The sequence below is a fragment of the Streptomyces sp. NPDC002640 genome (genome assembly GCF_053592575.1).
Genome location: NZ_JBSFVZ010000032.1, coordinates 69,996 through 87,902, shown reverse-complemented (window position 1 = coordinate 87,902; position 17,907 = coordinate 69,996). Strand labels below are relative to the sequence as shown.

General features: G+C 72.8%; 18 protein-coding genes. 12 read left to right on the top strand and 6 right to left on the bottom strand.

The window, feature by feature from the left end; genetic code table 11:
* Positions 1–38 precede the first annotated feature (38 nt).
* The gene (locus tag ACWD3O_RS31095; RefSeq protein WP_451418195.1) at positions 39–1,097 is read right to left on the bottom strand and encodes a hypothetical protein; all 1,059 of its coding nucleotides are present in this window, start codon (positions 1,095–1,097) and stop codon (positions 39–41) included.
* A gap of 273 nt (positions 1,098–1,370) precedes the next feature.
* Here ACWD3O_RS31095 and ACWD3O_RS31090 point away from each other — a divergent pair, with 273 nt between their 5' ends.
* The 6 genes from ACWD3O_RS31090 to ACWD3O_RS31065 all read left to right on the top strand — a co-directional run bounded on the left by ACWD3O_RS31090 (position 1,371) and on the right by ACWD3O_RS31065 (position 7,795).
* The gene (locus ACWD3O_RS31090) at positions 1,371–2,336 is read left to right on the top strand and encodes an ABC transporter substrate-binding protein (RefSeq protein WP_451411737.1); all 966 of its coding nucleotides are present in this window, start codon (positions 1,371–1,373) and stop codon (positions 2,334–2,336) included.
* A 2-nt stretch (positions 2,337–2,338) separates the two neighbouring features.
* Positions 2,339–3,292, top strand: a complete 954-nt coding sequence (locus ACWD3O_RS31085) for an amino acid ABC transporter permease (RefSeq protein ID WP_451418194.1) — start codon at positions 2,339–2,341, stop codon at positions 3,290–3,292.
* 8 nt (positions 3,293–3,300) lie between these two features.
* On the top strand, positions 3,301–4,053 hold the full coding sequence (locus ACWD3O_RS31080; protein ID WP_451418197.1) for an amino acid ABC transporter ATP-binding protein: 753 nt from the start codon (positions 3,301–3,303) through the stop codon (positions 4,051–4,053).
* The gene (locus ACWD3O_RS31075; RefSeq protein WP_451418193.1) at positions 4,050–5,252 is read left to right on the top strand and encodes a M20 family metallopeptidase; all 1,203 of its coding nucleotides are present in this window, start codon (positions 4,050–4,052) and stop codon (positions 5,250–5,252) included. Before ACWD3O_RS31080 ends, ACWD3O_RS31075 begins: the two co-directional genes overlap by 4 nt.
* A 205-nt stretch (positions 5,253–5,457) precedes the next feature.
* Complete coding sequence (locus ACWD3O_RS31070) at positions 5,458–6,768, top strand: cyanophycinase (RefSeq protein WP_451418192.1); 1,311 nt, start codon at positions 5,458–5,460, stop codon at positions 6,766–6,768.
* A gap of 145 nt (positions 6,769–6,913) precedes the next feature.
* Positions 6,914–7,795, top strand: a complete 882-nt coding sequence (locus ACWD3O_RS31065; RefSeq protein ID WP_451418191.1) for a MurR/RpiR family transcriptional regulator — start codon at positions 6,914–6,916, stop codon at positions 7,793–7,795.
* A gap of 64 nt (positions 7,796–7,859) precedes the next feature.
* Here the strand turns inward: ACWD3O_RS31065 and ACWD3O_RS31060 are convergent, their stop codons facing one another.
* Positions 7,860–8,033 carry a DUF1272 domain-containing protein gene (locus tag ACWD3O_RS31060; protein WP_451418190.1) on the bottom strand — a complete coding sequence of 58 codons (174 nt, stop codon included), beginning with the start codon at positions 8,031–8,033 and terminating at the stop codon, positions 7,860–7,862.
* 144 nt (positions 8,034–8,177) lie between these two features.
* A complete protein-coding gene (locus ACWD3O_RS31055; protein WP_451418189.1) occupies positions 8,178–8,621 on the bottom strand; it encodes a MerR family transcriptional regulator in 444 nt (147 codons plus the stop codon).
* A 162-nt stretch (positions 8,622–8,783) separates the two neighbouring features.
* Between ACWD3O_RS31055 and ACWD3O_RS31050 the strand changes: the two genes are divergently transcribed.
* Positions 8,784–9,836: an aldo/keto reductase gene (locus ACWD3O_RS31050; RefSeq protein ID WP_451418188.1), complete on the top strand. Its 1,053-nt coding sequence runs from the start codon at positions 8,784–8,786 to the stop codon at positions 9,834–9,836.
* Here ACWD3O_RS31050 and ACWD3O_RS31045 read toward each other — a convergent pair.
* Positions 9,806–11,044 carry an MFS transporter gene (locus tag ACWD3O_RS31045; RefSeq protein ID WP_451418187.1) on the bottom strand — a complete coding sequence of 413 codons (1,239 nt, stop codon included), beginning with the start codon at positions 11,042–11,044 and terminating at the stop codon, positions 9,806–9,808. The genes ACWD3O_RS31050 and ACWD3O_RS31045 overlap by 31 nt on opposite strands.
* 275 nt (positions 11,045–11,319) lie before the next feature.
* On the opposite strand from ACWD3O_RS31045, the gene ACWD3O_RS31040 reads away from it, so the two are divergent.
* Positions 11,320–12,660 (top strand): alpha/beta hydrolase family protein, encoded by a 1,341-nt coding sequence (locus ACWD3O_RS31040; RefSeq protein ID WP_451418186.1) that lies wholly within the window; start codon positions 11,320–11,322, stop codon positions 12,658–12,660.
* Positions 12,661–12,762: 102 nt separating this feature from the next.
* Here ACWD3O_RS31040 and ACWD3O_RS31035 read toward each other — a convergent pair whose 3' ends face one another.
* Positions 12,763–13,185, bottom strand: a complete 423-nt coding sequence (locus ACWD3O_RS31035) for a YjbQ family protein (protein ID WP_451418185.1) — start codon at positions 13,183–13,185, stop codon at positions 12,763–12,765.
* Positions 13,186–13,250: 65 nt separating this feature from the next.
* Between ACWD3O_RS31035 and ACWD3O_RS31030 the strand changes: the two genes are divergently transcribed.
* Positions 13,251–14,486, top strand: a complete 1,236-nt coding sequence (locus tag ACWD3O_RS31030; protein ID WP_451411746.1) for an NAD(P)-binding domain-containing protein — start codon at positions 13,251–13,253, stop codon at positions 14,484–14,486.
* A 159-nt stretch (positions 14,487–14,645) separates the two neighbouring features.
* On the opposite strand, the gene ACWD3O_RS31025 is transcribed toward ACWD3O_RS31030, so the two are convergent.
* Positions 14,646–16,448 (bottom strand): ABC transporter ATP-binding protein, encoded by a 1,803-nt coding sequence (locus ACWD3O_RS31025; RefSeq protein ID WP_451418184.1) that lies wholly within the window; start codon positions 16,446–16,448, stop codon positions 14,646–14,648.
* A gap of 122 nt (positions 16,449–16,570) precedes the next feature.
* Here ACWD3O_RS31025 and ACWD3O_RS31020 point away from each other — a divergent pair, with 122 nt between their 5' ends.
* The 3 genes from ACWD3O_RS31020 (at position 16,571) to ACWD3O_RS31010 (ending at position 17,896) form a co-directional block, all read left to right on the top strand.
* The gene (locus ACWD3O_RS31020) at positions 16,571–17,029 is read left to right on the top strand and encodes a MarR family winged helix-turn-helix transcriptional regulator (protein ID WP_451418183.1); all 459 of its coding nucleotides are present in this window, start codon (positions 16,571–16,573) and stop codon (positions 17,027–17,029) included.
* Positions 17,030–17,120: 91 nt separating this feature from the next.
* Positions 17,121–17,585 carry a DUF5709 domain-containing protein gene (locus ACWD3O_RS31015; protein ID WP_451418182.1) on the top strand — a complete coding sequence of 155 codons (465 nt, stop codon included), beginning with the start codon at positions 17,121–17,123 and terminating at the stop codon, positions 17,583–17,585.
* A 5-nt stretch (positions 17,586–17,590) separates the two neighbouring features.
* Positions 17,591–17,896 (top strand): type B 50S ribosomal protein L31, encoded by a 306-nt coding sequence (locus ACWD3O_RS31010; protein WP_451411750.1) that lies wholly within the window; start codon positions 17,591–17,593, stop codon positions 17,894–17,896.
* The last annotated feature ends 11 nt before the right edge of the window (positions 17,897–17,907 follow it).

Genomic DNA, 17,907 nt, shown 5'->3' with positions numbered 1-17,907 from the left:
CGGCGGAGCGCTTCCGCCGCGCACGGCTCCCGCGCGCCTCAGCAGGAGGTGACCGGGGTGCCGCTGTAGAGGCTGCCGTCCGGGACGCCGTTGTCGATGCTGCGCAGGTAGTAGCCGCAGTCCGGACGGTTCCGGAAGTCGTAGGTGGCGCCCGGGCGGAGCCGCCAGATCTTGTAGTCGTAGTAGGTCAGCCAGTCGTCGGGTTCGGCCACCTCGGGCCGGTGGTCGCCGAGGACGACGAAGGTGTCGGCGCCGGCGACGGTGGCCTTGCCGTCCTTGTCGATGAAGAGGGAGCCGCCCTCGTTCACGCCGACGCCCCAGGCGGCGCCACCGGTGGTCAGGCCGTCCTCGATGGCGCGGGCGACGAAGGCCATGGTGCGGCCCATGCGGTCGCGCTCCTGGAAGTGGGAGTCGTTGATGGTGTTCGCGTAGTTGGGCCAGCTGAACATGCCGGTGGTGAAGGTGACGTACGGGTCGTAGGGGTCGTAGAGCGCCTCGTCGGAGGTGACGCTGCCCTCGCAGGCGTCGTAGACCACGGCGCTGTTGATGTGGTGGCCCGCGCTGCCGCCGCCGGAGCCGCCGCCCTTGGCGACGACGGACTTCACCGAGTTCTGCAGCGAGGTCCCCTTCCAGTCGGCGTACCGGCACTGGTCCCCGCCCGCGAAGTACACGAACTCGGCGTTGCGGATGTCGGTGTTGGCCTGGGTGTTGTTGCCGTCGTTGCGGGTGGTGAGGGTCCAGGTCGTGCAGGAGTTGACGCCGGCCAGGCGCATGGTCGCGTCGCACTCGGGGGTCTGGCTGCCGGAGGTGGGCGCGGAGCCGGCGAGGACGACGACGTCGAGGGTGCCGGTGCCGCCGCGGATCGCGTCGACGGCCTTGGCCATGGTGGCGGGGACCACCGCGCCGGAGCCGTTCATGGTGTAGGCGGGGCCGGACCAGGTGGTGCGGGAGACGTCGGCCGAGCTGCCGAGCCTCACTCTCTTGGCGGAGGCGTGGGCGCTCTCGGCCCCGATGACGGCAGCGGAGAGCAGGACGGACAAGGAGGTCGCCAGACAGGCGAGGCGGGCGGCCGGACGGCCGGAGAAACGCAGGGGCACGGAGTTCTCCCGGGGGACGAAGGGCCGACCGCGCCGAAGCGGGCCGGGGTGGTGATGGAAAGTACAGATGCTTTCGCTCGACGGCTAGATGTAACGCCGAGACTGTCCCTCCGGCGTGTTTCCGCTGGCGAACGGAACCGTCACCTGAACGTAACGCTCGTTACATCTGGTCAAATTAATCAGCCATGTGTAACTTCCCCTTCGAACCGACCGCACGGGACGCGTCACCGCGTCACGTCACCGGCGGCGGGAATCCTCGAGGAGGGATCGCTCGTGAAGCACGCACCCCTGTCCGGCCGCGCCTCGGCCGCGGCCGTGACGGTCTCGGCCCTGCTGACACTCACCGCCTGCGGCGGAGGCGAGGGCGGGGACGGCGCCGAGACGGCCGCGAAGGCGCCGGCCGCCGTCGAGGTGGCCGGCGTGAACGTCGAGAAGGACGCCGCCCTGCACGACGCGCTGCCGGCCGCCGTGAAGGAGTCCGGCACCGTGCGGGTGGCCACCGACGTGCCGTACGCGCCCTTCGAGATGTTCGTCGAGGAGGGCAAGCCCGAACTGACCGGCCTGGACTACGACCTGGGCCAGGCCATCGGCGCCCGGCTCGGGGTGAGGTTCGTCTTCACCCCGCAGAAGTTCGACGGCATCGTGCCCGCCATCCAGGCCGGCAAGTTCGACGTGGCGATGTCCGCGATGACCGACAACAAGGAGCGGCAGGCCGTCGTCGACTTCGTCGACTACTCCGTCTCCGGCTCCGGGATCATGGTCGCCAAGGGCAACCCGGAGAAGATCACCACGCTCGACGACCTCTGCGGCAAGAAGGTCGCCGTCCAGGCCGCCACCAACCAGCTCGACCTGCTCGAAGGTCACCAGGCGGCCTGCGAGAAGGCCGGCGGCGACCGGATCGACATCCAGACCTTCCCCAAGGACTCCGACGCCCAGCTCGCGCTGCGCGCCAAGAAGGTCGTCGCCCAGGTGCTCACCAAGCCGGCCGCGGGCTGGACCGCGAAGACCGCCGACGGCGGCGCCACCTTCGAGGTCGTCGACGACCCGGCCGCGCCCGGCGGCTACCAGGCCTCCCCCAACGGCATCGCCGTCTCCAAGAAGCTCCCCGAGCTGACCGACGCGATCCAGAAGGCCCTGCAGTCCCTCATCGACGACGGCACCACCGCCAAGATCTTCGACAAGTACGGCGTCGGCTCCATCGCCGTCGAGGAGGCCACCAAGAACGCGGCGGTCGACTAGAGATGACCACCGCACTCCGCCCCGGGCCGCAGACCACCGGCGACGAGGAACTCACCGTGGTGCCCGTCCGGCACTGGGGCCGCTGGATCGCCGCCGTCGTCTCGCTGGTCGCCCTGGCCGGGCTCGTCGGCTCGCTCGCCACCAACGCCAACCTGCGCTGGGATGTCGTCGGGGAGTACCTCTTCGCCGACCTGATCTTCGACGGCCTGGTCACCACCCTCTGGCTGACCGCCGCGTCGATGGCCCTCGGGCTCGGCCTCGGCACCCTCGTCGCGGTCATGCGGCTGTCGTCGAACCCCGTCCTGCTCGGCCTGTCCTCGCTGTTCGTGTGGGTGTTCCGCGGCACCCCGCTGCTCGTCCAGATCATCTTCTGGGGGTACGCGGGGGCGCTCTACCAGCACGTCAAGATCGGCATCCCGTTCACGGACGTCACGTTCGTGCAGGCACCGACCAACGACCTGCTCACCCCTGCCGTCGCCGCCCTGCTCGCCCTGGGCCTCAACGAGGCTGCCTACGCCTCGGAGATCGTCCGGGCCGGCATCCAGTCCGTCGACGTCGGCCAGACCGAGGCCGCGCACTCGCTCGGCATGCGGCCCGCGCTGACCATGCGCCGGATCGTGCTGCCGCAGGCCATGCGGGTGATCATCCCGCCGATGGGCAACGAGACGATCAACATGCTCAAGATGACCGCGCTGGTCTCGGTCATCGCCGCGCACGACCTGATGTCCAACATCCAGGCCGTGTACGCGCAGAACTACCAGGTCATCCCGATGCTCGTCGTCGCGTCCCTCTGGTACCTGGCCCTGGTGAGCCTGCTGAGCGTGCCGCAGGCATGGCTGGAGCGGCGGTACGGGCGGGGCACGGCACGGACCGCGCGGGCCACCGTGTTCGGGCGTCTGCTCGGCGGCGGCGTGCGGCCGGGACGTCCGAAGAACGCGAAGGAGAAGGTGCGTTGAGCGCGCCCATGGTGCACGCCCAGGGCGTGCGCAAGCACTTCGGGAAGCTCGAGGTCCTCAAGGGCATCGACCTGACCGTCGAACGCGGCGAGGTCTGCTGCCTGCTGGGACCGTCGGGATCCGGCAAGTCGACCTTCCTGCGCTGCATCAACCACCTCGAGAAGATCGACGGCGGCACCCTGGCGGTCGACGGCGACCTCGTCGGCTACCGGCGGCGCGGGACCAAGCTGCACGAGCTGCGGGAGAAGGAGATCGCCGAACACCGCCGCGACATCGGCATGGTGTTCCAGCGCTTCAACCTCTTCCCCCACCTGACCGCCGAGCAGAACGTCATGGAGGCACCCGTCCGCGTCGGCGGCGCGTCCACGGCCACCGCCCGCGAGGACGCGCGCCGGCTCCTGGACCAGGTCGGTCTCGGGGACCGGGCCGGGCACTACCCCGCCCAGCTCTCCGGCGGCCAGCAGCAGCGCGTCGCCATCGCCCGCGCGCTCGCCATGCGGCCCAAGCTGATGCTCTTCGACGAGCCGACCTCCGCGCTCGACCCCGAGCTGGTCGGTGACGTCCTCGACGTCATGCGGCAGCTGGCGGCCGACGGCATGACGATGGTCGTCGTCACGCACGAGATCGGCTTCGCCCGCGAGGTCGGCGACACCGCGGTCTTCATGGACGACGGGGTGGTCGTCGAGGCGGGCGACCCCCGCCGGATCCTCGTCGCACCGGAGCAGGAGCGCACCCGCGCCTTCCTCTCCAAGGTGCTGTGACCGCGCCCTCGCGGCAGGGCGCCCGGACGGGCCGGCTCCTCGCACACGCGGAGTCGCGCCTCGCGGGGTACCTGGCCGAGCTGGCCGAGCTGGTTGCCGTCGACTCCGGGTCGTACAGCCCGGCCGGCGTGAACCGGGTCGCGGACCGGGTGGCCGGACGGCTCGCGGGGCTGGGGTTCGCGGTGGAACGGGTGGGCGGCGGCCCGGAGGCGGGCGACACGCTCGTCGCGCGCCGCCGCGGCTCGCTCGCCCCCGAGGACGGGGGGCGGCGGGTGCTGCTCGCCGCGCACATGGACACCGTCTTCCCCCACGGGACCGCCGCCGCGCGGCCCTTCTCCCGCGACGGCCGGCTCGCGCACGGACCCGGCGTCAGCGATGACAAGGGCGGACTGCTCGCCGGGCTCACCGCGTTGGAGATCCTCGACCTGGCGGGGGTCACCGACTACGCCGAACTGGTCTTCCTCGCCACCCCCGACGAGGAGATCGGCTCCCCGTTCTCCCGGCCCGTCACCGAACGGGTCGCGCGCGGGGTGGACTGCGCGCTGGCCCTGGAGTGCGCGCGGGAGAACGGGGACCTGGTCGTCGCCCGCAAGGGGGTCGCCGAGTTCCTGCTGACCGTCACCGGGCGTGCGGCGCACTCCGGGATCGAGCCGGAGCGGGGGGCGAACGCGGCGCTGGCCGCGGCGCACCTCGTCGTCGGCCTGCAGGCGCTGAACGGGCGTTGGCCCGGGGTCACCGTCAACGTGGGGGTCGTGCGGGCGGGTGAGCGCACCAACATCGTGTGCCCCGAGGCGGAGGTGCGGCTCGAGGTGCGGTCGGCGTCGGCGGAGGGCATGTCCCTCGCGCGGGCGGCGATCGAGTCGGCGGCGGCCGTGCCGGTCGTCGCGGGAACCTCCGCCGAGGTGCGGCAGCTCGACCTGTGCCCGCCGATGGAGGCGACGCCCGAGGGCGCCCGGATGCTGGTCCACGCGGCCTCCCTCGGCGCCGAGCTGGGGCTGTCGTTCGGCGCGGCCTCGACGGGCGGTGTCGGCGACGCCAACATCATCGCGGGCGTCGGCGTCCCCGTCCTGGACGGGCTCGGCCCCGTCGGGGGGGCGGACCACACCCCCGAGGAGTGGCTCGACGTCACCACCGTTCCGGCACGCGTCGCCCTCCTGGCGGGGCTCATCGCCGCCCTCGGCGACGCCCGCGACACCTGACCGCCGGGCCTCCGCCCGGGTGAGCCCGCGCTCCCCCCTCTCCCACTGCGTAGCCCGCGCACCCCACGCTCCCCGCTCCCTCCCTTTCCGTGCTCCCCCTTCCCCTCCTCCCCCCTCCTCCCGCCACGCTCCCCGCTCCTCGTTCCCTGTTCCTCGCTGCTTCGCTGCTTCGCTCCCCGCTCCTCGTTCCCGACCAGGAGGTTCCATGACCCGCTCCACCCTCACCGCCTGCGCCACCGCCCTCGTCATCACCCTGGCGACGGCCCCCACCGCGGCCGCGGACGCCGAGAACCCCCGCACCGGTTCGCTCGTCCTGGTCGGCGGCGGCCTGAAGGACGACAACCGGCAGGTCTACGGCGAGATCATCGACCGTGCCGGCGGCAGCAGCGCCCGCATCGGCGTGATCACGGCCGCCTCCGTCCCGGAGAGCCAGGACCCGGACGCGGCGGACCCGGAGCTGTGCTCCAACTCCCGTTGCAACGGCGCCTATTACGCCGACCTGTTCGAGAAGCACGGCGCCGCGGACGCGCAGTGGATCCCGATCGACCTGGACCACGTCGCCAACGCGGACGACCCGGACGTCGTCCGCCAGGTCAACTCGATGAGCGGATTCTTCTTCGGCGGCGGCGACCAGTCCCGCTACCTGACGACGCTGCTGAACGGCCCCGCGCACCGGGACACCAAAGTGCTCGCGGCGATCCGCGCCAAGCTGAAGGCGGGCGCGGTGGTCGCCGGCTCCAGCGCGGGCGCGCAGATCACGGCCGGCGAGGACATGGTGACGGGCGGCGAGTCGTACGAGGGCCTGCGCGACGGCAGCAGCCCCGGGTACTTCGACGACGCGACCGTGCTCGGGTACGAGCCGGAGGGCGGGTTCGGTTTCCTCCGGTCGGGTCTGATCGACACGCACACCGGGGCGTACGGCCGCGAGGGCCGGGCGATACGGCTGGCCGCGGACACCGGGAACGACCGGGTGTACGCGCTGGAGGAGAACACCGCTCTCGTCGTGGAACACCCGGGCAGCGCGCGTGAGCGAGTACGCGTGCTCGGCCCGCGCGGGGTGGCCGTGCTCGACCTCCGGCGCGCGCGGGCCACCGAGGGCGCCGCTGAGGCGGGAGGGACCGCAGGGACCGCAGGGGCCGAGGCGGGGACCTGGTCGGTGCGCGGGGTGCGCTACACCTACCTCACCGACGGCGACCGCTACGACCCGCGGAGGTGGCTCCCCCTGCCCGCCCCGGGCAAGCGGCCGCTCCGTCCCGGCTCGACCGCCCCGGTGCCGGCGAACCACGACGTCTTCCACTCCGTCGCGAACCCCGACGGCGTCCCGTACTCCTTCCTGAACACCGCCCGCGCCCTGGCGGCGACCCGCGCCCAGCGGACGGCGGAAGCGACGACGTACGAGGACGGCCCGCGGTTCACCGTCACGTTCGACAAGGCGCCGGGCTTCACCGCCTGGGGCACGGACCCGGCCGCACCGCGGACCCTGACGGGCCTCGGCATCCGGATCACGGCGGAGTAGCCCGCGCCGCCCGCCCGACGGACCCGCCCCCGCAGCAGGTCCCGCCCCGCCCAGCCTCCCGGCGGGGCGGGACCGCCGTCCACCGCGGCCGGTCCGCGCCAGTAGGCTCGCCGGGCACCCCGCACACCCGAAGGGAACGGACACCATGGCCTCAGGCGCCCTCGCCGACGACATCCGCCGGAAGCTGGGCGAGCTGAGCCCGGCCGAGCGCAAGGTCGCCCGTGTGGTGCTCGCGGGCTATCCCGCGGCGGGGTTCGAGACCATCGCGGTGCTCGCCGAGCGGGCCGCCGTCAGCGCGCCCACGGTGATCCGGTTCGTTAACCGGCTCGGCTACCGCGGCTTCCCCGACTTCCAGGCCGCTCTGCGCGAGGAACTCGACGCGCGCGGAGCGTCGCCGCTGTCCCTGTACGAGAAGGCCGGCTTCGCGCGAGCCGAGGACGAACGGGGCGACGACGATCCCGACGCCGCGCTCCTGCGCCACGGCAGCGAGGTCTTCACCGGCGCGCTCACCGCGACCCTCGCCGAACTCCCCCCGCACGACTTCGAGCACGCGGTCCGCCTCCTCGCCGACCGCAAGCGCCGCATCACCCTCGCCGGCGGCCGCTTCACCCACCTGCTGGCCCAGTACCTCGGCCTGCACCTGATGCAACTCCGCGACGACGTGCGGTTCCTGCCCGACCGCGACGTCGAACGCACCGCGGTTCTGGCCGCCTTGACCCGGCGCGACGTCCTGGTCCTCTTCGACTACCGCCGCTACGAGGCGTCCGCGACCGCCCTCGCCTCCCTCGTCGAGGAACACGGCGGCAAGGTCGTCCTGTTCACCGACACCTGGCTCTCCCCGGCCGCCCCGCACGCCGAGGTGGTTCTCCCGAGCCGCGTCGCCGCGCCCTCCCCGTACGACAGTCTCGTCCCCACCCTCGCCGTCCTGGAGACCGTCGTCGCCGGCGTCATCACCGCCCTCGGCGACGACGCCCGCCGCCGCATGCAGCACGGCGAGGACATCGCCCGCCGCGCCGGCCTGTACTGACCCCGGCGCGGCGCACGAACCCTGCCCTCCGCAGCCGATCGTCTGCTCGACGGCGGGCGGGCGTCTACGCCCGGCGAGGGCGGACAACAAGTTCACCGCCGCAGTTGGGACACGTGTGCCGCAGCGCGTCGCTGCAGGACACGCAGAACGTGCACTCGTAGGAACATATCCAGGCGGGCGAGTCCGGCCGCAGCGCCGTCTCACAGCGTTCGCAGCGTTCGCGCATCTCCAGTGCCATGGCTCTCCCGAGAAGTTCCGTTCCATTGCCTGGGTGTCGGCGCCGGAGACGACGTGGAGAACCCATTCTCAGAAGCCGGATCTTGGCCTGAAAAGTGTCGACAGGGCCAGCTTCGCCTACGATCCGGCCACTACCGGACGGGCTTCAGGAAAGATCGACCCCGGCTTCCTTCCCCATACCCGCGGCACGGCCGGCATCGGGCTCCGCCATGGCGTCGACGAGGTCCTCGTAGACGGCGACCTTGTGCCGGATCAGTTGCAGACTGCGTCCGAGGTCGGCGATCTGGCCGGTCACCCGCGCCTCGTGCTCCCGCAGCAGGGCGAGCCGCGCGTGCTCGGTGCCCGCGCCCTCACGGGCGAGATCGGTGTAGCGCCGGATGTCCGGCAGGGGCATGCCGGAGCCGCGCAGCACGACGCACAGGTTGAGCCAGGCGACGTCGTCCTCGGTGTAGACGCGCTGCCCGCCGGCACGCCGGGCGGGCGTGGACAGCAGGATGCCTTCACGCTCGTAGAACCGCAGGGCGTGCACGGACAGCCCCGTGCGTTCCGCGACCTGTCCGATGCTGAGCCCGTCCGCCCGTCCCGGCATGTTCCCCCGCTTCCGCCCACCGGTCCGTCCGGGTGCGGCACTTGATCTAGAGCCGACTCCAGATTCTAGGGTCACCGTCATCGGGGCGGCGGCGAGTCCGCCCGGCCGCCCTCTCGTGCGACGCACGATTCTCTTCCTCTTCACCCGGCAAGGAGCCGCGCCATGCGCTACCGCACCCTCGGCAGGACAGGCATCGAGGTCAGCACGTTCTGCCTCGGGACGATGATGTTCGGCGCCGTCGGCAACCCTGACCACGACGACTGTGCGGGCATCATCCACTCCGCGCTCGACGCGGGCATCAACTTCCTGGACACCGCCGACATGTACTCGGCCGGCGAGTCGGAGGTGATCGTCGGAAAGGCCCTCCGCGGACGCCGTGACGACGTGGTCCTGGCGACCAAGGTGCACTTCCCCATGGGGGAGGGACGCAACCGCGGTGGCAACTCGCGCCGGTGGATCGTCAAGGCGGTGGAGGAGAGCCTTCGGCGGCTCGGCACCGACTGGATCGACCTCTACCAGGTTCACCGCCCTGACCACACGACCGACGTCGAGGAGACCCTGTCGGCGCTGACCGACCTGGTGCGGGACGGGAAGGTCCGCGCGTTCGGCTGCTCCACCTTCCCCGCGGAGGACATCGTCGAGGCGCACCATGTCGCCGAACGCCGTGCCCTGATGCGGTTCCGTACCGAGCAGCCGCCGTACTCGTTGCTCGCCCGCGGCGTGGAGACGAACGTGCTGCCGGTGGTGCAGCGGCTCGGCATGGGCGCGCTGACGTGGAGCCCGCTGGCGTCCGGCTTCCTGAGCGGCCGTTACCGCAAGGGCGGGCCGATCGATCTGAGCAGCGGCCGGGCCGCGCTCACGCCGGCCCGGTTCGATCCGGCGCTGCCCGTGAACGCGGCCAAGCTGGACGCCGTCGAGGAACTGGTCGGGGTCGCGGACGGCCTCGGCTGCACGCTGCCCGAACTGGCGGTGGCCTTCCCCCTCGCGCATCCGGCGGTCACGTCGGTGATCGTCGGTCCGCGTACGCGGCAGCAGCTGAGCGACGCGCTGAAGGGCGCCGCGGTGGTCCTCGACGACGCGGCCCTGGACCGGATCGACCAGATCGTGCCGCCCGGCACCGACCTGTACGCGCCGGACGGGGCTTGGCGCCCCCAGCCCCTCACCGATCCCGTCCTGCGCCGCCGCTACCCCCTGGACGCCAGACCGGCGGCGTAGGTCTTCCGACGGCCGGCCGTGAAGAGCGCGGCGGCGAGGACCGCGGTGGCCGCTCCGAGGAGGGCGACGGCGGAGGCGAGGCTGCCCGCCGGTTCCTTGCCGGCCAGCAGGACCAGCGGGCAGAGGAATTCGCCGAGGAAGAAGGCCGCGGTCCACAGGCCCATGCCGCGGCCCCGGTCGGCGAACTCCAGGAAGGACATGGCCCGGGTGACCAGCGACGGCAGCAGCAGGCCGGTGCCGACGCAGTTGAGGACGGCGCCGACGATCAGCAGGGGGAGGCTGTCGGCGAGGCCCATCAGCACGAAGCCCGCGGCGCAGAGCAGCAGCAGGGCCGGCAGGCGGTGGCGACGGTCCGGGGAGAGGCGGGTGAAGAGGGCGGAACCGAGGACGGTCGCGGCGCTCGCCACCGCCGTGACGGCGCCGATGGTGCCGGTGGAGTCGGTGCCGAGGTCGTCCAGCAGGTAGGCCATCTCGACGGGCACGGTGTAGAAGACGACGGCGCCGAAGACGGTGAGGAGGCAGACGCCGGCCATGCGCCGGACGGGAAACGGACGTCTCGGGAGCGGGCGGGGCGCCTCGCTCCCGCTGCCGGGCTCGGACGGGCGGGGCGTCGGCAGGGCGCGGGCCATGAAGGGTGCGATGAGCAGGCCGACGGCGTAGAGCCAGAACGGGGCGCGCCAGTCGGCGGCCCCGAGCACACCCCCGAGGACGAAGAAGACCGTGGCCGAGGCGGAGGCGCACATGGTCTGCAGGGCCAGGTACCGGTCGCGGAGTTCACCGCTGTAGTAGTCGCCGATCAGGGTGGTGCAGGCCGTCATGATCGCCGCTTCGGCGATGCCCACGAGGACACGGCTGAGCAGGATGGCGTGGAGCGAGTCCAGCCAGAGGGGCGCCGTCCCGAAGAGTGCGTAGAGGACGGTGGCGGCGACCAGGAGGCGCTTGCGGCCGAGCCGGTCGACGATCATCCCGGCGAAGGGCGCGAGCAGGGCGAGGGCGAGCGCGGGGACCGTGAGCACGATAGGGACCAGCGCGGCGCTGCCCGGGACGCTGTCGAAGTGGTCCTGCATACGCGGCAGCACGGGCGCGAGGAGCACCGCCCCGAGTACGGGCAGACAGCTTCCGGCCATGAGGAGCACGGCGGGAAGGCGTCCGGCCGGGGCCGTGTCGGGCACCTGATCGTGGGACGGCGGTATGACGGCAGCGGGCATCACGGCGCTCCAGTACGGGGAGGGGCTAAAGCGGCGCCCGGTCGACACGGCCGCCGAGGGCGGCACGGAAACCGGGCGCGGAATGCCCTTGACTATGCGTGCCGCGGGCCGCGCTGCCCACCCTCTGCGCCATCGGGTTCCACGATGCCCGCCATCCGTGCGGCGAATAGGGGGACGAACGGGGGCTGCCCCTCCCGGGCTCCCGGGGGTGTGCACCAGTGCGTGCGCTTCGGCTGCCGGTGGAGGCTGAACTCAGTCACTGTCACCGGGAGTGCATGGAGGAACCGCACGTGCTTGCATCGCGAATGCCGCATCGGCGTCGGCGCCGGCTCAGAGCCACCATCGCTGCGGTCGCCGCCACGATCCTCGCCGGAACGGGCGCCGTCAGCGCCGATGCCGGCTTACGAACGACTGCCCCGTCCTCCGCCGACGCTGCCACTGCCACCGGCACCGGCACCGGCACCGGCACCGGCACCGAGCGCGGTGCCCTGATCTCGGCCGAGTTGCTGTACACCCTCGCGTCGGCCAAGGACTCCGCGGCCGAACTCACCGCCTCAGGGTTCGATACCGCTGCCGTCCGCCATGGCGTGGATGCGTACCGGCTCGTCTATCGCACCGTCGACGCCAAGGGCAGACCCACCACTGCCAGCGGGCTGTTCACCGCCCCGCGCGGGGTCGAGGGGGGTCTGCGGACCGTTTCGTTCGCCCACGGCACCGGCCTCCACCGCGTCGATGCGCCCTCGATGCAGCGCAAGGTGTTCCTGACCGGTCCCTCCGTCACCTACGCCTCCGCAGGTTTCGCCACGGTCGCACCCGACTACCTCGGCATGGGCACAGGGCCGCGCAGGCATCCCTGGATGCACGTGCCGTCCGAGGCCACGGCCTCCCTCGATCTGCTGCGTGCCGCCCGCCAGTTCGCTCCGCGTTCCGGACGTGTACTGGAGCGTGAGGTCCTCGTCACGGGCTTCTCGCAGGGCGCTTCGGCCGCGCTCGGGCTCGGCAGGTCCCTCGATGCGGGCGCGGACAGGCACTTCAGGCTCGGTGCCCTCGCCCCCGTCAGCGGGGCCTACGACTTCGCAGGTGCGCAGATCCCGGCGCTGCTCGCGGGTGACACCGAGCTGGAGCCGAGGTGGCGCACGGTGTACGCCGCATACGCGTTGGTCGCCTTCGACCGCGTTCACGACGTGTACGGCACACCGAGCGAGATATTCCGTGACCCCACCGTGGAGGCACTGTTCGACGGCGTGCACACGGGCCCGCAGATGATCGGTGCGCTGCCCTCCACACTGGACGAGCTGCTCACGCCGTACGGCCGTGACCTGCTGACCCGGCCCACGGGCGGCCTCGCAGCCGCGTTGCGGGAGACCGACAGCGTGTGCGAGGACTGGAAGCCCAAGGCACCGGTTCGGCTCTACATGGCACAGGGCGACGAGCAGGCGACCGTGCGGAACACGGCCAACTGCGCCGCAGCCTTCCAAGAGGGAGGTACCGCGGTGCCGGTCGTCGACCTCGGTGCCGTCGACCACCAGAAGTCACGGCACCTGGGCTCGAACGTGCGGGGAACAGCGGAGGTGGTGCGGTGGTTCGGCACGCTCCGTACGCACAACAACGGCTGACCCACTCAACCCGAACTTCCGCCTGGTGGCCAACAGTCCTGTTCGACGGGCCGGCGGCCCGCACCGCACCTCTCCCGGCACGGCCCTCGGTGACGCTCCTGATCAGCCGAGGAAGCTCAACCGCACCTTCCGGTCGGGGTTGTCGACGTTGGTGTCCACCAGGCACACCGACTGCCAGGTGCCCAGTTCGAGGCGGCCGCCGACGACGGGGAGGGTGGCGTGGGGCGGGACGAAGGCGGGGAGGACGTGGTCGCGGCCGTGGCCGGGGGTGCCGTGGCGGTGGCGCCAGCGGTCGTCGGCGGGCAGCAGGTCGCGGAGGGCGACGAGGAGGTCGTCGTCGCTGCCGGCGCCGGTCTCGATGACCGCGATGCCCGCGGTGGCGTGCGGGACGAAGACGTTGAGGAGGCCGTCGCGGCCGGCCGCGGCCTCGCGGAGGAATTCCTCGCAGTCGCGGGTGATGTCGGCGACGCGCTCGGAGGAGCCGGTGGTGATCTGCAGGACGCGGGTGCTGAAACGGTCTGACATGGGGCCATCCTGACGCATCCGGGCCGCCGGGGAAGAGAGGCGGGCCTCCGGTCGTTCGCAGGGGTGTGGAACAGCAGGGTGTACGGGAGACCGAGGTCGTGGTGGTGGGCGCCGGGCAGGCGGGGCTGTCGGCGGCCTACCACCTGAGGCGGGCCGGGTTCACGCCCGGGCAGGGCTTCGTGGTGCTGGACCACGCGCCGGGGCCGGGGGGCGCCTGGCAGTTCCGGTGGCCGTCGCTGACGTACGGCAAGGTGCACGGGATGCACTCGCTGCCGGGCATGGAGCTGAGCGGGGCGGACCCCGCGCGGCCGTCGTCCGAGGTGATCGCGGAGTATTTCGCGGAGTACGAGCGGGCGTTCGGCCTCCAGGTGCTGCGGCCCGTGGACGTGCGGGCGGTGCGGGAGGGCGAGCGAGGGCGGCTGCGGGTGGAGACCTCGGCCGGGGTGTGGTCGACGCGGGCGCTGATCAACGCCACGGGGACCTGGGAGCGGCCGTTCGTGCCGCGGGTGGCGGGCCAGGAGACGTTCCGTGGCCGGCAGGTGCACACGGTGGGCTACGCGGGGCCGGAGGAGTTCGCGGGGCTGCGGGTGGTGGTCGTCGGCGGGGGCGCGTCGGGGACTCAGCACCTGCTGGAGCTGGCCCCGTACGCGGCGGCGACGGCGTGGGTGACGCGGCGGCCGCCGGTGTTCCGGGAGGGGCCGTTCGACGAGGAGGCCGGGCGGGCGGCCGTGGCCCTGGTCGAGGAGCGGGTGCGGCAGGGTCTGCCGCCGCACAGCGTGGTGTCGGTGACCGGGCTGCCGCTGAACGACGCGATCCGGGAGGGTCTGCGGAACGGGGTGCTGGACCGGCTGCCGATGTTCGACCGGATGACGCCGGAGGGCGTCGCGTGGGCGGACGGCCGGAGTTTCGCGGCGGACGTGGTGCTGTGGGCGACCGGCTTCCGGGCCGACGTGGGCCACCTCGCGCCGCTGCGGCTGCGGGAGCCGGGCGGCGGGATACGGCTGGTCGGCACGCGGGCGGCGGCCGACCCGCGGGTGCACCTCGTGGGGTACGGGCCGTCGGCCAGCACGGTGGGCGCCAACCGGGCGGGCCGGGCGGCGGTGCGGGAGATCCGGCGGCTGCTGGAGGGAAACGGCCCGAGCGCGCGGGGCGGTTCGGACGCGCAGGACGGCACCGCCACGCAGGCCGGCAGGGTCCCGCAGGGCCGCACGGACCCGCAGGGCGGCAGCCTCACGCAGAGCGGCAGTGTCGCGCAGGGCGGTGCGAACGCGACGGGCGGCGCTGCTGCCGTGGCGGCCTGACCCCCCGAGCAGCCGAGCAGCCGAGTGGCCGCGGAGCGGAGGAGCCGCGAAGCCGCGAAGCCGAGGAGCCGAGGAGCCGAGGACCTGACGTCACGCCCCCGCGCGGGAACCGCCCCCGCCCCCGCGTGCCCCCGCGCACCCCCGCCCCGGGGACCCCCGTCACCCCCCGGTCGCCTCCAGCCTCGTGTCCCGTCGCACCAACGCGGCGTAGCGGCCGTCGAGGCGGAGGAGGTCGTCGTGGGTGCCGCGTTCGACGACGCGGCCGCGGTCGAGGACGACGATCTGGTCGGCGCCGCGGACGGTGGAAAGCCGGTGGGCGATGGTGATCGTCGTGCGGTCGGCGGAGAGGGCGTCGATGGCCTCCTGGACCGCGCGTTCCGTGCGGGTGTCCAGGGCGCTGGTCGCCTCGTCGAGGAGGAGCACCGGCGGGTCCCGCAGGATCGTGCGGGCGATGGCCAGGCGCTGTTTCTCGCCGCCGGAGAAGCGGTGCCCGCGCTCGCCGACGACCGTGTCGTAGCCCTCGGGGAGCGCGGCGATGTGGTCGTGGATCTGCGCGGCGCGGGCGGCGGCGTGGAGTTCCTCGTCGGTGGCGTCCGGCTTGGCGAAGCGGAGGTTGTCGGCGACGGTGGCGTGGAAGAGGTACGTCTCCTGGGAGACCACGCCCACCGCGCGGGCGAGGGTGTCGAAGTCCAGGTCGCGGACGTCCACGCCGTCGAGGGTGACCCGGCCGCCGGTGACGTCGTAGAGCCGGGGCACCAGGTGCCCCAGGGTGGACTTGCCGGCCCCGGTGGTGCCGACCACGGCCAGGCTGCCGCCCGCGGGGACCGTGACGTCGACGCCGTCGAGCACGGGCTCGTCGTGCGGGTCGTAGCGGAACTCGACGTCCTCCAGGCGCACCTCGCCCTTGATCCGGTCGAGGTGGACCGGGTTCTCCCGCTCGGTGATGTCAACGGGGAGGTCGAGGTACTCGAAGATGCGCTGGAACAGGGCGAGCGAGGTCTGGATCTGCACGCCGGTGGACAGCAGGCTGACGGTCGGGCGGAAGAGGCCCTGCTGGAGCGAGGTGAAGGCGACCAGCGTGCCCAGGGAGACGGCGGGTCCGCCGAGATGGAGGGCGAGACCGGCCGTCCAGTAGATCAGCGCGGGCATCGCGGACATGACGATGCCGATGACGGCCATCCGCCACCGGCCCGCCATGTTGGACCGGACCTCGAGGTCCACCAGCTTCTCGGACTCGTCGGCGAAGGACCGGGTGAGGGAGTCGGCGCGGCCCATGGTGCGGCCGAGCAGGATGCCGCTGACCGAGAGCGATTCGGTGACGGTGGCCGCCATCGCCGCCATCTGCTTCTGCCGCTTGGTGGTGATCTTCTTGCGCTCGTCGCCGACCCGGCGGCTGATCCAGACGAAGACCGGCAGCAGGAGCAGCGAGACGACGGTCAGCCGCCAGTCCAGCGCCAGCATGGCGGCCACGGTGGCGATGACGCCGGTGAGGTTGGAGACGAGCGAGGTGACCGTCGAGGTGACGGTGGCCTGCATGCCGCCGATGTCGTTGGCGATGCGGGACTGGACCTCGCCCGTGCGGGTGCGGGTGAAGAAGGCCAGGGACATCCGCTGGAGCCGCCCGTAGACGGACGTCCGCAGGTCGTGCATCACGCGCTGGCCGACCGTGGTGGAGATGAGGGTCTGCAGCACGCCGAAGACCCCGCCGAGCACGGCGCTGACGATCATGCCGAGGACCAGCAGGCTCAGCAGGCCGGTGCGCTGCTGCGGAAGGGCGACGTCGAGTATCTCGCGCAGCAGGAAGGGGCTGGCCACCGAGACCAGCGAGGAGGCGCCGACCAGGACGGCGACCACGGCGAGGCGGCCCCGGTAGGGCCGGAAGAGGCGCAGGATGCGGCGGACCTGCCGCGGCCGGTCGGGGTCGGCCGGGGGCGGTGTCCAGTCGATGCGGTCGGGACGCATGGGCTCCTTAGGGGTGCGGGCGGCCGGTGAGGACGGCGGACACGGCGGACCACGGATCGCCGAAGAGCTTAGCTCATTGTTACCTATATTCACAATGAACATGGTCCTGGTACCGTGCCCGCATGACGCCTCCCGACTCCGACGGGCTCCTCGCCGAGCAGCTGCTGCGCCTCACCCGCCGCGTCCACCGCATCCAGAAGCGCCACCTGGAGCAGCGGGGCATGGCGATCACCCCGGCCCAGTCCCGGCTGCTGCGCGCCCTCGCGGCGTGTGCCGCGCCGCCGCGGATGGCCGACCTCGCCGAACGCCTGGAGGTGGTCCCCCGGGCCGTGACGACGCTGGTGGACGGGCTGGAGGCGGGCGGCCGGGTGCGCCGGGCGCCCGACCCGGACAACCGCCGGGTGACGCGGATCGAGCTGACGGACGAGGGCCGGGCCGCGCTGCGGGAGCTGCGGGCGGCCCGCCGGGCGGCGGCGGAGGAGATCCTGGAGCCGCTCTCCCACGACCAGCGCGAGGTGCTCGGCGGCCTGCTGAACACCCTCGTCGACGGCGGTCCCGAGGGACGCCCGGGGGCGGTCTAGGAGCGCCGCGCGGCCACCCGCCGTTTGCGCGGTCCCCGGCCCCGGTGGACGCTGGACAGTGTGAACGGCCGCTACTCGGCGGGAGGAACTCGTGGGCATCGCCGACGGACCAGGGGACGACGTCTACCAGCCTGACGCGTCCGACATCCAGGACGACTCCGGTCTCCTCGACGTCGAGGACACGCTGGAGACCGACGACGTCGACGACCCGCTGGACCGTGGCTGGTCCCCGCCGGAGAAGCCGTGGGGCGTGGAGCACACGGGCGAGACGGCGGCCGAGCAGCACCGGGGCGAGTCGCTGGACGAGCGGCTGGCCAAGGAGGTGCCGGACGGGCCGGACCTCGGGCTCGACGGGGACGGCATCGGCGACTCCGTGGACACCGACGGGGAGCTGCTGGACTCCGAGGTCGGGACGGCCCGGGCCGGACGGCTCGTGGCGCCCGACGAGGGCCTGCGCCGTGACACCGAGGCGGTCCTGGCCGCCCGCGACGTGGGCATCGACGGAGCGGCCGCCTCGGCCGAGGAGGCGGCCATCCATCTTATCGACGAGGAGTGAGGACCGTGCAGAAGGACAAGCACCCCGACTACCGGCCCGTGGTCTTCCGCGACCGGGCGGCCGGCTACGCGTTCCTCACCCGGTCGACGGCGAGCAGCGACCGGACGATCGACTGGGACGACGGGCAGACGTATCCGGTGATCGACGTGGAGATCTCCGCGGAGAGCCACCCGTTCTACACCGGCAAGGCCCGCACGGTGGACTCCGAGGGCCGCGTGGCCCGCTTCGAGCGCCGGTACGGCGGGGCGGCCGGTGCGGGCGGTGCGGGCGGTCCGGCCGGCGACGACCGCGGCGGCGACGCCACGGCCTGACCGGGCGGCGA

Bases quoted from the DNA above. Each gene is read 5' to 3' on its own strand.
- ACWD3O_RS31085 (WP_451418194.1), top strand. From the start codon at position 2,339: ATGACCACCGCACTCCGCCCCGGGCCGCAGACCACCGGCGACGAGGAA.
- ACWD3O_RS31080 (WP_451418197.1), top strand. From the start codon at position 3,301: ATGGTGCACGCCCAGGGCGTGCGCAAGCACTTCGGGAAGCTCGAGGTC.
- ACWD3O_RS31070 (WP_451418192.1), top strand. From the start codon at position 5,458: ATGACCCGCTCCACCCTCACCGCCTGCGCCACCGCCCTCGTCATCACC.
- ACWD3O_RS31065 (WP_451418191.1), top strand. From the start codon at position 6,914: ATGGCCTCAGGCGCCCTCGCCGACGACATCCGCCGGAAGCTGGGCGAG.
- ACWD3O_RS31060 (WP_451418190.1), bottom strand. From the start codon at position 8,033: ATGGCACTGGAGATGCGCGAACGCTGCGAACGCTGTGAGACGGCGCTG.
- ACWD3O_RS31055 (WP_451418189.1), bottom strand. From the start codon at position 8,621: ATGCCGGGACGGGCGGACGGGCTCAGCATCGGACAGGTCGCGGAACGC.
- ACWD3O_RS31050 (WP_451418188.1), top strand. From the start codon at position 8,784: ATGCGCTACCGCACCCTCGGCAGGACAGGCATCGAGGTCAGCACGTTC.
- ACWD3O_RS31045 (WP_451418187.1), bottom strand. From the start codon at position 11,044: ATGCCCGCTGCCGTCATACCGCCGTCCCACGATCAGGTGCCCGACACG.
- ACWD3O_RS31040 (WP_451418186.1), top strand. From the start codon at position 11,320: ATGGAGGAACCGCACGTGCTTGCATCGCGAATGCCGCATCGGCGTCGG.
- ACWD3O_RS31035 (WP_451418185.1), bottom strand. From the start codon at position 13,185: ATGTCAGACCGTTTCAGCACCCGCGTCCTGCAGATCACCACCGGCTCC.
- ACWD3O_RS31025 (WP_451418184.1), bottom strand. From the start codon at position 16,448: ATGCGTCCCGACCGCATCGACTGGACACCGCCCCCGGCCGACCCCGAC.
- ACWD3O_RS31020 (WP_451418183.1), top strand. From the start codon at position 16,571: ATGACGCCTCCCGACTCCGACGGGCTCCTCGCCGAGCAGCTGCTGCGC.